Annotated in this window: 8 protein-coding genes; 7 read left to right on the top strand and 1 reads right to left on the bottom strand. The window is 72.2% G+C overall.

The window, feature by feature from the left end:
• The first annotated feature begins 85 nt into the window (after nt 1-85).
• The 7 genes from ABIE67_RS28355 to ABIE67_RS28385 all read left to right on the top strand — a co-directional run bounded on the left by ABIE67_RS28355 (nt 86) and on the right by ABIE67_RS28385 (nt 13342).
• The gene (locus ABIE67_RS28355; protein WP_370263286.1) at nt 86-3004 is read left to right on the top strand and encodes a protein kinase; all 2919 of its coding nucleotides are present in this window, start codon (nt 86-88) and stop codon (nt 3002-3004) included.
• A 152-nt stretch (nt 3005-3156) separates the two neighbouring features.
• Entirely contained in the window at nt 3157-4839 is a 1683-nt protein-coding gene (locus ABIE67_RS28360; protein ID WP_370263291.1) for a serine/threonine-protein kinase, read from the top strand.
• A 104-nt stretch (nt 4840-4943) separates the two neighbouring features.
• Nucleotides 4944-6164, top strand: coding sequence for a serine/threonine-protein kinase (locus tag ABIE67_RS28365; RefSeq protein WP_370263296.1), 1221 nt, complete (start codon nt 4944-4946; stop codon nt 6162-6164).
• A gap of 92 nt (nt 6165-6256) precedes the next feature.
• A complete protein-coding gene (locus ABIE67_RS28370; RefSeq protein ID WP_370263300.1) occupies nt 6257-7891 on the top strand; it encodes a serine/threonine-protein kinase in 1635 nt (544 codons plus the stop codon).
• A 38-nt stretch (nt 7892-7929) separates the two neighbouring features.
• Nucleotides 7930-9720, top strand: coding sequence for a protein kinase (locus ABIE67_RS28375; RefSeq protein WP_370263304.1), 1791 nt, complete (start codon nt 7930-7932; stop codon nt 9718-9720).
• A gap of 132 nt (nt 9721-9852) precedes the next feature.
• Complete coding sequence (locus ABIE67_RS28380) at nt 9853-11466, top strand: succinic semialdehyde dehydrogenase (protein ID WP_370263309.1); 1614 nt, start codon at nt 9853-9855, stop codon at nt 11464-11466.
• A 49-nt stretch (nt 11467-11515) separates the two neighbouring features.
• Nucleotides 11516-13342: a GMC oxidoreductase gene (locus ABIE67_RS28385; protein WP_370263314.1), complete on the top strand. Its 1827-nt coding sequence runs from the start codon at nt 11516-11518 to the stop codon at nt 13340-13342.
• A gap of 103 nt (nt 13343-13445) precedes the next feature.
• Here the strand turns inward: ABIE67_RS28385 and ABIE67_RS28390 are convergent, their stop codons facing one another.
• Nucleotides 13446-14477 (bottom strand): LAETG motif-containing sortase-dependent surface protein, encoded by a 1032-nt coding sequence (locus ABIE67_RS28390; RefSeq protein WP_370263317.1) that lies wholly within the window; start codon nt 14475-14477, stop codon nt 13446-13448.
• Nucleotides 14478-14532 lie beyond the last annotated feature (55 nt).

The following is a 14532-nucleotide window of genomic DNA, read 5'->3' on the forward strand; positions in this document are numbered from 1 at the left end:
TGCGGACCGAACGCATTTGGTCGTGCGTCCGGAACGGGACGCAAGGCGAACGGAATTGACCAACCGGGCGGCCGGGGGAGGCAACGTGGACGACTATGCGGGTCGGGTGCTCGCCGACCGCTACCGCCTGCCGCTGCCGCCCTCCGACGAGTACGAACTCACCGAGACCCGCGCCTTCGACACCTACAGCGGGCAGGAAGTCCTCGTCCGGCAGGTGCCGTTGCCGGAGGTCGTCGAGGCGGAGGTGCTGGACGCCGAGGGACTGCCCGACGGTTTCACGGCACGCGACGCGCGGGAGCGTGGGGCTGGGCGGCGTTCCTCGTCCCGTGCGAGTACGCGCCGGCCCAGTGACCCCGCCGTACGGCGCGCGGTCGAGGCTGCGCAGGCCGCGGCGCGGATCCCCGACCATCCACGGCTGGACCAGGTCTTCGACGTGTTCGCCGAGGGCGGTTCGCTGTGGATAGTGAGCGAGTTCGTGGCCGCGCGCCCCTTGGCGGCGCTGCTGGCCGAGAAGCCGCTGACGCCGTATCGGGCGGCCGAGGTCGCCTCCGACGTCCTCATGGCGCTGCGGGTGCTGCACGCGCACGGCTGGGTCCACCGGAACATCACCGCCCGCACGGTGCTCGTCTGCGACGACGGCCGGGTGATGCTCACCGGGCTCGCGGTCGGGGCCGCGGAGGAGGCGCTGTGCGGGTATGACCCGGTGCCGGTCGAGGACGCCGACGGGGGCGGAGGGGGAGGCGCTGGGACCGGGACGTTCGGGGGCGGGCCGGCGGCGGGTGGCGGAATCGGCGGCGGGATCGGTGGCGCGGGTGGCTTCGGGACTTCCAGCCCACGCGCAGGCGGGGCCGGGATCGGCGGGTCCGGCACTGGTGGGCCCGGCGTAGGCGCCGCGGATCCCGAGGCTGCTCGGCGTGCCGCCATCGAGGCGCGTGCGGCCGGAGGGCTGCCGGTCCCCGGGATCGACGCGGGCATCGGGACGGAGGCGTCGGGTTCCGCCCCGCGCGGTGCCCTCGAAACCGGCGGGGACGTCAGGGCCGCGCGGGCCGGAGCGATCGCCGCGTACCGGGCGGGTGCCCGTGCCGCGGCCCGGGTGCAGGAGACCCAGCAGAGCGGGCGCGCCGCACTGCCCGGCGCACGACCGGGGCCCCAGGACGGCCTGGCCGCCCGTGCCGACGGCGCGGCGCAGCAGCCGTACGGCTCAGGCAACGGCACCTCGACGCCGCCGGGCCGGATCGCGGACCCGTACGGCGTGCAGGCCCCGTCCTGGCACGGTGCCGCTCCCCGCGGCGGCGCCCCGACGGCCGAGGGCCGAGGCCGCACGGCACTCCCCCCGGCGGGCCCCGGCGCCCACCCGGGCGGCGCCGGCACCCCTCCCGACAGGGGCGTGTCCGCACCGGGCGCCGGAGGGACCACGGCGGGCGGCCTTCCCGCCGCAGGCCGCGAGGCGTTCCCAGCAGGGGCCCCTGCTTCTGGCGCGGGCGGCTTCCCCGCGCGGGGGGTAGCGGTTCCCGGTGCCGGTGGCCTTCCCGCGCAGGGTGTGCCTGGGCAGGGTGGGTTCGGGTCCGCCGCGCAAGGCGGTCCCGGGCACGGCGGCATCGGCTCTGCCGCGCAGGACGTGCCCGCCCCGGGCGCCCCCGGCTCTCCCGCGCGAGGCGGGTCCGCCCCTGGTGGATCCTCCGCGCAGCCCCCAGCCCGCTGGGACGACCTCGTGGCCGGTACCCCCGTGCACCGCGGACCGACCACCGCGCTCGCCGCGGAGCGGGCACGGCAGGCGCGGATGGCTGTCGTCGGGCCCGTGACCGAGCGGTGGGCGCCGGAGCAGGCCGGGCCGGTGCACGAGAACTGGCAGCTTGCCGCGCCGATCGGCGCGGCGACCGACCTGTGGGCACTGGGAGCGCTGCTTTTCCGGGCCGTACAGGGGCATGCGCCGTATCCGGAGGAGTCCACGGCGGAGCTCGTGCAGATGGTGTGCGCGGAGCCGCCCGCCTTCGCCGAGGAGTGCGGGCCGCTCCGGCCGGTCGTGGAGTCGCTGCTGCGGCAGGATCCCACCGAGCGCCTCGACTTCGAGGAGCTGCGGGGCTGGCTGCGCTCGCTCGTGCGGTCCGCGCCCGAGCCGGAGGCCGGCACGTATGTCGTCGCCGCCCCGCCCGTCGACCCCAGCCGGCTGCCGATCGTGCGGCGCCGGGGCGAACTGGTGCGCAGGCGGCGGGCCGGGCTGCCCGCGCATCACGGGCGGCACAAGCGGGCCAAGCAGGAGGCGGAGCATTCGCCCCGCAGGCTCGGGCGGACGTTGCTGGTGCTCGTGCTGCTCGGCATGGCCGCGGCGATCGCGTACGCGATGCTGTTCATGCCCAAGGCCGACCAGGGTGACGGCGCCACGGCCGACGCCGGTCGCACCGGCGCCGCCGGCCAGGCCACGGAGCCGGCGCCCGAGCAGTCCGCCGAGGCGAGCAGCGAGCCGCGGCCCGAACAGACCTCACCGGGATCCGGCAACGACCCCTCGGAGTCGGCCGGTTCGACCGAGACGCAGACCGACGGACCCGAGGTCCCCGACGGATTCACCCTCCGCAAGGACGCGGCCGGCTTCCGGATCGCCGTCGCCAACGGTTGGAACCGCACGCCGGAGAACGGGCGCGGGCAGGTCGTGTACTCGCACGGCGACTTCGACCTCATCGTCGTACGCGGCCGCGACACCGCGGACCAGTACGGCAGCGACCCCATGGTCTACCAGCGGGAGCACGAGCGGGAGTTGCAGCCGTACCGCGACTCCAGCTGGGCCTCCTCCGGCGGGCTGAAGACCATTCAGGTCGGCGAGCGGACGATGGCCGAGGGGCAGTTCACCTGGACCGACGACCAGGGACGTGAGCTGTTCGTGCGCAACGTCGCGATCCTCATCGACGGGCGGTACCACGTGGTGCAGGTGCGCGGCCCGGAGGCCGAGCGGGACGAGGTGACGCGGCTGTTCGAGCAGGCGTCGGCGACGTACCAGGTCACCGGCTGATTCCGCCCGCAAACCCTCGGTGATGGTTGCTTCCGGAAGTCGAAAGCGACAACCATCACAGTGCGGTCTCCTTGGTACCCCCGTGGTTCCGGTCGCCCCGACAGGTCCCTAACCTGACTCTGTCAAGAACATTGCGGGGCAACGTGAATCAGATGCAGGGCCAGCTCGTTTCGGGCCGCTACCGGCTCGCCGACGCGATCGGCAGCGGCGGTATGGGGCGGGTGTGGCGTGCTCATGACGAGGTGCTGCATCGGGCCGTCGCGATCAAGGAGCTGACCGCCGCGCTCTATGTCTCCGAGAGCGACCAGGAGCGGCTGCTCGCGCGCACCCGCGCCGAGGCGCGCGCCGCCGCGCGCATCAACCACTCGGCCGTGGTCACCGTGCATGACGTGCTGGAGCACGACGGCCGGCCGTGGATCGTGATGGAGCTGGTCGAGGGGTACTCCCTGGCCGACGCGGTCAAGGAGCGCGGACGCGTCGAGCCCACCGAGGCCGCCCGCATCGGACTGTGGGTGCTGCGGGCACTGCGCGCCGCCCACACCGCCGGCGTCCTGCACCGCGACATCAAGCCCGGCAACGTCCTGCTCTCCGAGGACGGCCGCGTCCTCCTCACCGACTTCGGCATCGCCCAGATCGAGGGCGACTCCACCATCACCCGCACCGGCGAGGTCGTCGGCTCGGTCGACTACCTCGCCCCCGAGCGCGTCCGCGGCCACGACCCCGGGCCCGCCTCCGACCTGTGGGCGCTCGGCGCGACGCTCTACACCGCGGTGGAGGGCCGCTCGCCCTTCCGCCGCACCTCCCCGCTGGGCACCATGCAGGCGGTCGTCGAGGAGGAGGCGGCCCAGCCGCAGCACGCCGGCCCCCTCACGCCCGTGATCAGCGCCCTGCTGCGCAAGGATCCGGCCACCCGGCCCGGTGCCGCCGAGGCCGAGCAGATGCTGGCCGAGGCGGCGGAGGGAAGGCGGCCGAGCGCGGCGCAGGCGTACGTGCCGACACAGCACACGCGGTACGAGCCGGAGGCGCGCACAGGGGCCGCGCACACCGGGGGAGCCGCGCCCACCGGGGCCGTGACGGCGGCGACCGGCACGCCGTACCCGCCGATGAACGGTCCGACATCGGCCGGGTCGCCGTACGACACCGCGGGCACCGGCACAGGTACCGGCCCCGCGCCCGCCCGGCCGCCCAGGCGCCGCCGTCGGCTGCGCACGCTCGCCCTAGTCGTCGCGTTCGCCGCGATCGTCGGCGGGGGCACCGCGGTGGTGCTGCAGAAATGGGGGACGGAGACGGACGGCACGTCCGTCTCGAGCACGCCCGGCCCCACGGCGAGCGAGTCGCCGCGCCCGGACGCCGGTGTGCCCTCGTCCTGGGTCCGCTACAAGGACCCCCTGGGCTTCAGCCTCTACCTGCCCAAGGGCTGGAAGCGGGAGGTGGTCGGCAAGGAGATCGAAGGGCTCCAGCAGGTCGACTACACGCCCGACGGCGGTGAGCACTTCGTCCGTATCGCCGTCGACACCTCGCCCGACTTCGCGAACGCCTACGACCACCAGCGGGACCTGGAGGATTACCTGAGGCGGCACCTGGCCGACTACGCGACCGTGTCCCTGAAGAAGGACCTCTACCGCGACCGCGAGGGCTCCCTGTGGGAGTACACGTGGACCGCGCTGGCCAAGGACACGCCCTTCCCCGGACCGCGCCGGGCCATCGACCAGGCGTACATCGACCGGGACGGCACGGAGTACGCGATCTACATGTCCTCGCCCGTGACCGACTGGGCGGCCACCCGCAAGAAGTTCACGGCGGTGCTGCAGGGCTGGCAGACGAGCGGATCCTGAAAGCCGGCGGGTGGTCGCGGGGCTTTTGAAACCCTTTGCTCCTTTGCAGAGTTGGCCGATCGGCGCCCCGGAGTCGATCCGTCCGTTGCTGCATGATGGGGCCCATGGGGACCGAGGGAGCCAACTTCCGTGTGATCGCGGGGCGTTACCGCCTTGAGGAGCAGCTCGGTCGCGGCGGCATGGGCGTCGTATGGCGGGCGACCGACCAGTTGCTCGTACGGCAGGTGGCCGTCAAGGAGCTCCCTTTCGACGAGACGCTCTCCGCGGCCGAGGCCCGGCGCCGGCGCGAGCGCACGCTGCGCGAGGCCCGGGCGGTGGCACAGCTGAGCCACCCGCACGTCATCGTCGTCCACGACATCCTGAAGGACGACGAACGCCCGTACATCGTGATGGAGCTGGTCGACGGGGACTCCCTCGCCGACCGGATCGCGGCGCACGGGCCCGTCGACGCGCACGAGGCCGCCCGGATCGGCGTCGACCTGCTGAGCGCCCTGCGGACGGCCCATGAGGCCGGGGTCCTGCACCGGGACATCACACCGGCCAACGTGCTCATCGAGAACGGCACCGACCGTGTCGTCCTCACCGACTTCGGCATCGCCCAGGTGCCGGGCACCTCCACGCTCACCGAGTCCGGGGCCTTCGTCGGCTCGCCGGAGTACACCGCGCCCGAGCGGATGTCCGGGGCCAGGACCGGCCCCGCCGCCGACCTGTGGTCGGTGGGCGCGCTGCTGTGCGCGGCCCTGAGCGGTGAATCACCGTTCCGGCGCGACTCGTTGAGCGGCATCGTGCTCGCCGTGGTGTCCGACGACATACGTCCGCCCGCGCAGGCGGCGCCGATCCTGCCCGTCGTCCAGGGGCTGCTGGAGCGGGATCCCGGGCGGCGGCTGGACGCGGCGGGGGCGGAGCGGATGCTGCGGGACTTCCTGGAGACAGGGCACACGGTCGTGCCGAAACGGTTCGGCAGGGTCGCCGTGGCGGTTTCGGCGGAGCGCCCGTACTCGACCCGCAGCATGCTGGCCACCGTCGTGCTGGTCGCCGCGATGGGGGTGGCGGGGGTGTCGGCGGCGGCGCTGCTGATGAACGGGGACGGCGACGGGGGTGTCGTGCCGACCAGTTCGGCGCCGGGGGCCTCGGGCGGGCCTACCGCCACGTCGCCGTCGCCGGGTACGTCGGCGTCACCAAGTGGGTCGCCGTCACCAGGCAGGTCGCCGTCACCCAGCAGGCCCTCTTCGCCGAGTACGGCCCCTTCGCCGAGTACGTCCTCCTCGCCCAGCGCGTCCTCCTCACCCGGCACTTCGGCACTCGTGCCCACCAACTCTGAATAAAGGGGAGATAAGGAGCGATCTGAGTCACGGCTCTGTGACCGGAAAGCGTTCACGCTGGATGCCGAACCGCTTGCCGCGATATGGATGGAGCCATGAGCAGCAACGGGGGAGCCCCTTACCGGTCCGACGAGCCGACGAGTTTTGAACTGCAACCGCCGCAGCCGAACCCGCCCGGGCCGGTTCCCCACCCGAACAACCCGTACGCCGCGCCCGTTCAGCCCGCCACCCCGCCCACCCCGGACCCCGGCACCGGGCGGTTGATCGCAGGCCGTTACCGCCTGCTCGCCAAGCTCGGGCACGGTGGCATGGGCACCGTGTGGCGGGCCAAGGACGAGACCGTGGACCGCGAGGTCGCCGTCAAGGAGCCTCGCGTACCGGATCACCTTCCCGAACGCGAACGCGCCAACGCCTTCGAGCGCATGCGTCGCGAGGCGCGCGCCGCGGCCCGGCTCGATCACCCCGCGGTCGTGAACGTGCATGACGTCGCGGTCGTGGACGGTCAGCCGTGGATCGTGATGGAGCTGGTGCAGGGCCGCTCGCTGGGCGACGCGCTCCAGGAGGGCACGCTCGGTGCCCGGGACGCGGCGAGAATCGGCCTCGAAGTGCTCGGCGCGCTGGAGGCCGCCCACGCGGCGGGCATCCTGCACCGCGACGTGAAGCCGGACAACGTCATGCTCGGCCGCCACGACCGCGTCGTCCTCACCGACTTCGGCATCGCCCAGATCGAGGGCGAGACCAACCTGACCGACACCGGCGGCTTCGTCGGCTCGCCCGAGTACATCGCGCCGGAGCGGGTGCTGGGCCAGCGCCCGGGACCGGCGAGCGACCTGTGGTCCCTCGGCGTCGTCCTGTACGCGGCGACCGAGGGCGTCTCGCCGTTCCGCCGCAGCAACACCCCGGCCACCCTCCAGTCGGTCCTCAATGCCACGCCCGCGCCGCCCGCCGCGGCCCAGGGACCGCTCGCGGAGGCCATCAACGGCCTGCTCCAGAAGGACCCGGCACGCCGCCCCAACGCCGCGCAGACCCGTGCGCTGCTGGAACAGACGGCCAACCCGCCGGCGCCGGCCCCGACCACGCAGGTCGTGCGGATCACGGAGGGCGCCAAGGGCGGCGTCCGGCTCGGGCGCAAGACGCTCCTCGGGCTCGGCGCGACGGTCGTCGCGGCGGGGGTGGCGACGTACCTGGTGATCGCCGACCCGTTCGCGGGGCCGTTGCCGGACGGTTGGGAGACCCACCAGGAGAAGGCCCTCGGCGCGAGCCTCGCGGCGCCCGACGGCTACAAGCGGACCGTGCCCGAGGACGCCGACGAAGGCCACTGGGTCACATACACCGACGCGAGCGGAGCCATCTCGATCGGCTTGCGGCTCGACAAGAAGGCCGAGGACGACAGCAACTCCATCGCCGGTTCCGCGGCCGCCGAGATGTACGAGGACGACGGCGACTACAAGGAGAACGGCAAATACGAGGTCGGCATGCCGGCGAACCCGAAGACGGCTCCCGAGCAGACCACCTACCAGGGCAGGAAGTCCGCCGAGAACACAATCAGCTACACCACCGACGACACCCAGGATCCCCGCCCGCGCGAGCTGCGGATCTTCTACTACAAGACCTCCGCCGGCGACATGTACAAGCTCACCGTCAGCTACCCGGGCAACGGCGACTTCACGGACCGGGGACATGAGGTGGCGCAGACGGCCATCGACAACCTGAAGATCGACAAGCTCTGAACTGGCCAAGGGTCGGCCCCGCAAGGTGGTCATGGGGCATGAGTGAAGACGGCGGCCGCACCGGACCCAACGAGCGTGTGATCGGCGGGCGTTACCGCCTGATCGAGCGCATCGGCTCCGGCGGCATGGGCACCGTCTGGCGGGCTCTCGACGAACTCGTGGACCGCGAAGTCGCCGTCAAACAGCCGAGGTTGCCCGGCGACCCGGAGGACGCGGCCCATCAGCGGGCCGCCCACCGGCTCTACCGTGAGGCCCGCGCCGCCGCCCGCGTCGAGCATCCGGCCGCCGTCGCCATCCATGACGTCGTCGTCGAGGACACGCTGCCCTGGATCGTCATGGAGCTGGTGCGCGGCGAGTCCCTGCACGAGGTCCTCCGGCGCGGCCCGGTGCAGGCGACCGAGGCCGCCCGCATCGGCCTCGCCGTCCTCGGCGCCCTGCGCGCCGCGCACGCCGTCGGCATCGTCCACCGCGACGTCAAGCCCGCCAACGTGCTGCTCGGAGCGCACCACCGCGTCGTCCTCACCGACTTCGGCATCGCCCACATCCAGGGCGAGGAGTCCCTCACCGTCAGCGGCGAGTTCGTCGGCTCCCTGGAGTTCATCGCCCCCGAGCGGATGTCCGGCCGCGGCGCCGGCCCCGCCTCCGACCTGTGGTCCCTGGGCGTGCTCCTGTACGCGGCCGTGGAGGGCTGGTCCCCCTTCCGCCGTACGACCCTGGAGTCCACGCTCGCCGCGATCCTCGCCGCGGACCCGCCCGAGCCCAAGCAGGCGGGTCCGCTGGGGTCGCTGATCGTGCGGCTGCTGGTGAAGGACCCCGAGCGGCGGCCCGGCGCGGACGAGGTCGGGGCGGTGCTGGAGGCGGTGGCGGAGGGGTGGCCGGTGCCGGTTCCCTCCGGGGGTTCGGCAGGGGCGGGGCCACAGGATGCTTCGGGGCTGCTGGAGTTCGCGGAGGATTCGGGGACGGTACGGCTGAAGGGCGGGGCGGCATCCGGAGAGACGGATGGGCCGGGGCCCGAGCCGATATCCGAGTCGAGCTCGGAAGCCGCGCCCGAGCGGAAAGCAGAGTCGAGTTCGGAAGCCGCGCCCGAGCCGAAACCCGAGCCGGTATCCGAAGCCACCAAGGGAACCTCTGACGAAGAGGCGGCCACCCCCTCCGCTCCCTCCGCCCTCTCCACTCCCTCCGCAGCCTCCAAGTCCCAGCTCCGCTCCCGGCTGCTGCGCCCCGTCCCGGTCGCCCTCCTCGGCGTCCTCCTGGTCGGCGGCACCTGGTTCACCACCTCCTCCTTCCTCGTCGACAAGGACGACGACGGCAAGGTGATGAACCCCGTCCACACCGCTCCCCTCGCCCCGGCGGCCACTCCCACCCCGAGCCCCACCGCCCTCACCTGGACCAGCCACCGGGAGGGGAAGCTGAACGCTGTCCTCTCCGTGCCGAGCCGGTACGAACTGTTCCACCGCCAGGGCAGCCCGACCGACCAGCCCCGGCTCGTGATCTACGAGGGCGACCGCGTCAGCGTCCGGCTCACCCGGTGGGACAAGGTCTCCGCGCCGCTCAAGAGCCAGGCGGCCATGCAGTCCGGTTACTGGAAACTGACGGACGCCAAGGCCTCCACCCAGTACACCGACACCAGCTTCCAGGGCTACGACGCCGTCCTGGCCGACACCACCTACGAGGACGGCGACGTCCCGACCCGGGTGATGGAGCTGTTCGTCATGACCGACGACGCGCGCCTGTACGCACTCCGCGTCAGGATGCCCAAGGGAACGGCGAGGGAGAAGGAAGGCACCGCGGTCTTCAAGGGCGCCCGTGACCGACTCGAGATCGAGTGACTCGCCACCGACTCGGCAACCTCCTGATCAGCGCGTTTGTTGCCAGTGGACACTGGCGTCATGTGAGCACTCGGTGAATCCCCGTTACCGACGGGTACACAAAGCCCGGCCCTCCGGCATACCCTGCGCCTCATGACGGACGCGCAGGCCCCGGCCAAGACCGGCACGAACCCCCTCGCCCCCGCCCCGGAGGGCGCCCGTACCGCAGCCGACGTGGTCACCCCCGAGCTGGTGGCCCAGCTCACCAAGGGCGTGGTCGGCTCCGGTCGTACCGCCAACCACACGCCGTTCACCGGCGAGAAGCTGGCCGACCTGCCCGAATCCACGCCCGAGGACGTGCAGAAGGCCTTCGAGGCGGCCCGCACGGCCCAGGCCGTCTGGGCGCAGGTGCCCGTACGGCAGCGCGCCGCCGTCCTGCTCCGCTTCCACGACCTGATGCTCGAACGCCAGGCCGAGGTTCTGGACCTCATCCAGCTGGAGACCGGCAAGGCCCGTCTGCATGCCCACGAGGAGGTGCAGGCCGTAGCCGTCGCGGCCCGCCATTACGGCCGTAAGGCACCCGCCTACCTCAAGCCGAAGCGGCACGCGGGCGCCATGCCCACGCTCACCCGCGTCACCGAACTGCGCCACCCGCGCGGCGTCGTCGGTCAGATAGCCCCCTGGAACTACCCCCTGGAGCTGTCCGTCGGCGACGCGCTCCCGGCGTTCGTCACGGGCAACGCGGTCGTCATGAAGCCGGACACGGAGACCTGCCTGACCGCCCTGTGGGCCCGTGACCTGCTCATCGAGGCCGGTCTGCCCGCCGACGTCTTCCAGGTCGTCCTCGGCGAGGGCCCGGTCGTCGGCCCCGAGGTCGTCAAGCACGCCGACTACGTCTCCTTCACCGGTTCCACCCGCACCGGCCGCGAGGTCGCCCAGGGTGCCGCCGCTCGCCTGATCGGCGTCTCCCTCGAACTCGGCGGCAAGAACGCGATGCTGGTCCTGGAGGACGCCGACGTGGAGAAGGCCGCCGCGGGCGCCGTCCGCGCCTGCTTCTCCTCCGCGGGCCAGCTGTGCATCTCCATCGAGCGGCTGTACGTCCACGAGTCCGTCGCGGACGCCTTCGTCGAGCGCTTCGCCGCCCGCACCAAGGCGATGCGGCTGGGCAAGTCCCTCGCGTACGGCGCCGACATGGGCTCCCTGGTCGGCGAGCGCCAGCTGGAGACGGTCACCCGGCACGTCGAGGAGGCCGTGGCGAAGGGCGCGAAGGTCGTCGCCGGCGGCACGGCCCGTCCCGACATCGGCCCGTACTTCTTCGAGCCGACCATCCTCGACGGCGTCGAGCCGGAGATGAGCGTCTGCGCCGAGGAGACCTTCGGCCCGGTCGTCTCCATCTACCGTTTCAAGACCGAGGACGAGGCGATCGAACACGCCAACTCCACGCCGTACGGCCTCAACTCCTCCGTCTGGACGAAGGACGGCAGCCGCGGCCGCGCGGTCGCCGCCCGCCTGCGCACCGGCACGGTCAACGTCAACGAGGGCTACGCCCCCGCCTACGGCAGCGTCCAGTCGCCCATGGGCGGTATGAAGGACTCCGGCCTCGGCCGCCGCCACGGCTCCGAGGGCATCCTCAAGTACACGGAGGCCCAGACGGTCGCCCAGCAGCGGCTGCTGCCGATGGCGCCGTCGCTGGGGATGGACGACGAGAAGTACGCGCAGTTCATGAGCAGGAGCCTGCGGCTGATGAAGGCGTTCCGCTTCCGCTAGGGCCCGGCTTCCGAGCCCGCCGCACCACCGCTTTCAACGAGGAGAGCACGTGTCACAGGAGAACTCTGCCCAGAAGCAGGACGACGGCTCCGGCCACGACGGATACGACGGATACGACTATGACGTCATCGTCGTCGGTTCGGGCTTCGGCGGTTCCGTCACCGCCCTGCGCCTGACCGAGAAGGGCTACCGCGTAGGCGTCCTGGAGGCCGGCCGCCGCTGGACTCGCGAGACCCTCCCGAGGAACTCCTGGGACCTCAAGAACTACCTCTGGGCCCCCAAGCTCGGCATGTACGGCATCCAGCGCATCCACCTGCTGGGCAACGTCATGGTCCTCGCGGGGGCGGGCGTGGGCGGCGGCTCCCTCAACTACGCCAACACCCTCTACGTACCGCCGAAGGCCTTCTTCGACGACCCCCAGTGGCGTGACATCACCGACTGGCAGGAGGAGCTGAAGCCGTACTACGACCAGGCGCAGCGCATGCTCGGCGTACGGCTCAACCCGACGATGACCCCGTCCGACGTCCACCTCAAGGCGGCCGCCGAGCGGATGGGCGTCGGCGACAGCTTCCACATGGCGCCGGTCGGCGTCTTCTTCGGCGACGGCAAGGACGCCGAGGGGGAGTCGCGGGCCACGCCCGGCCAGGAGGTGTCCGACCCGTACTTCGGCGGGGCGGGCCCGGCGCGCAAGGCGTGCACGGAGTGCGGCGAGTGCATGACCGGCTGCCGCCACGGCGCGAAGAACACCCTCAACGAGAACTACCTCTACCTGGCCGAGAAGGCCGGCGCGGTCGTCCACCCCCTGACGACGGTCGTCTCCGTCACGGACGACTCGCAGGGCGGCTACGCGGTGGCGACCCTGCCGACCGACCGCGGGAAGAAGGGCGGGGGCAGGCTGTTCAAGGCCCGCCGGGTGGTGATCGCGGCGGGTACGTACGGCACCCAGACCCTGCTGCACCGCATGAAGGCGGGCGGCCAACTGCCGTACGTGTCGGCGAAGCTGGGCGAGCTGACCCGCACCAACTCGGAGGCCCTGGTCGGCGCGCAGACCGACAACCGGCGCTACCGCAAGGTGACGGGCGAGACGAAGGTCGACTTCACGCGCGGAGTCGCCATCACGTCGTCCATCCACCCCGACGCCAACACCCACATCGAGCCGGTCCGCTACGGCAAGGGCTCCAACTCGATGGGCGGCCTGTCGATCCTCCAGGTCCCCTACGCGGAGGGTCGCTCGCGGGTCGGCGCCTGGCTGGCGAACGCGGCCCGCCACCCCCTGCTGGTCCTGCGCTCCCTCTCCAACCGCCGCTGGTCGGAGCGGACCATCATCGGCCTGGTGATGCAGTCGCTGGACAACTCCCTGACGACGTACCTGAAACCGGACGGCGTCGGAAAGGGCCTGCTGACGGCCCGCCAGGGCCACGGCGCCCCCAACCCCAAGCAGATCAAGGCGGCTTCGGAGGCCGCCTCGTCGATCGCCGCCGACATCAACGGCTTCGCCGGCTCCAACGTCGGCGAACTGATGGGCACCCCCCTCACCGCCCACTTCCTCGGCGGCTGCCCGATCGGCGACTCACCCGAGACCGGCGTCATCGACCCGTACCACCGCCTCTACGGCCACCCCGGCATCTCGGTCGTCGACGGAGCGGCGGTCTCGGCCAACCTCGGCGTCAACCCGTCCCTGACGATCACGGCACAGGCCGAGCGGGCGATGTCGTACTGGCCCAACAAGGGCGAGGCCGATCCGCGCCCGGCGCAGGGGGCGGCGTACGAACGCCTGAAGCCGGTCGAGCCGCAGTCCCCGGCGGTCCCGGCGGAGGCGTTCGGGGCGTTGCGGCTGCCGTTCCTGGGGATGCCGGCGGTGCCGCCGAAGAAGTAGCCGACGCGGCCGAACGACGAACGTCGGACGCACAACGGAGAAGGACCTGCGCCCCCCTCCGAGCGCAGGTCCTTCTCCGTTGTGCGTAGAGCCTTGCTGAGACTTACGCCGCGGCACCGGTCCGACGACGCTTCATCGCGAACATGACGCCGGCACCGGCGACAATGGCGACGCCACCGACGGTGGCGATGATCGGCAGGCCGGAGCTGGAGCCGGTCTCGGCGAGCGAGCCGTCGACGTCGACCTCGTTGACGTCGGAGATCGGGGTCTGGCCACCGGTCTGCGGCTTGGCGTCGTCCGGCTTGCCCGGGTCGGAGCCCGCGGCGAGGATGTCGAAGAAGTAGATCCAGCCGTTCGGGTCGTCGGCGAGCCAGCAGCCGTCCGCGTCCGAGTACTGCGCGAAGCCGCCGGTGATACCAATGGCGTCCGGCACCTTGCCGCTGACGCTCAGCCGCAGCTTGAACGAGGTCGACTGGCCGGCGTCGAGCGCGAACGCGGTGAAGGTCGCGCCCTCACCGGCGGCGTCCGCGAGCGTCTGCCAGCTGCCGGTCTCCTTGTTGAAGACCTGGACCTTGATCTGGCCGGAGTAGTCGACCTCGTCCCAGCCGACCGCGGCGACGCCGATCAGCGGCTTGATGTTCTTGATGTCCTGGTCACCGGAGTTGGAGACGTCGAACGAGAAGTTGGTCCAGCCGCTGCCGGCGACGATCGTCTCGGGCAGGCCCGACAGACCGCTGTGCAGGTCCTCGCTGAGGCCGACCGACTCCTCGTCGGCGTCCTCGCAGAAGTCGACCTCCTCCTCGGGGGCGCTCTCGCTGGCGCTCGGCGACGGCGAGGTGGAGGACGTGGGCTCCTCGGTGGGCGTCGGCTCCTCGGTCGCCGGCGCGGTCGGGTCCTCGGTGGGCGTCGGCTCTTCGGTGGCCGGCGTGGTGTCGTCCTGCGTGGGCGTCGGCTCTTCGGTGGCCGGCGTGGTTTCCTCGTTCGTCGGGTCCGGCGTCTCGACAGCCGGGGTGCTCTCCGACACCGTCGGCGCCGGGGTCTCGTCCGTGGCGAACGCGGCCGGCGCGGACAGCAGCGTGATCGGCGCTATGACGGCCGTCGTGGCCGCGGCGGCCAGGGCACGGCGAAGCTTCATGAAGACCTCGAAAGTCCGGAGCGCTGCGACAACGCAGCACGCGTGTTAGGGAGGC

This window comes from Streptomyces sp. V4I8 (assembly GCF_041261225.1).
Classification (GTDB): Bacteria; Actinomycetota; Actinomycetes; order Streptomycetales; family Streptomycetaceae; genus Streptomyces.

What these genes read in the sequence shown, in the direction of transcription:
- ABIE67_RS28365 (WP_370263296.1), top strand. Translation starts at nt 4,944, where the DNA reads ATGGGGACCGAGGGAGCCAACTTCCGTGTGATCGCGGGGCGTTACCGC.
- ABIE67_RS28370 (WP_370263300.1), top strand. Translation starts at nt 6,257, where the DNA reads ATGAGCAGCAACGGGGGAGCCCCTTACCGGTCCGACGAGCCGACGAGT.
- ABIE67_RS28360 (WP_370263291.1), top strand. Translation starts at nt 3,157, where the DNA reads ATGCAGGGCCAGCTCGTTTCGGGCCGCTACCGGCTCGCCGACGCGATC.
- ABIE67_RS28375 (WP_370263304.1), top strand. Translation starts at nt 7,930, where the DNA reads ATGAGTGAAGACGGCGGCCGCACCGGACCCAACGAGCGTGTGATCGGC.
- ABIE67_RS28390 (WP_370263317.1), bottom strand. Translation starts at nt 14,477, where the DNA reads ATGAAGCTTCGCCGTGCCCTGGCCGCCGCGGCCACGACGGCCGTCATA.
- ABIE67_RS28380 (WP_370263309.1), top strand. Translation starts at nt 9,853, where the DNA reads ATGACGGACGCGCAGGCCCCGGCCAAGACCGGCACGAACCCCCTCGCC.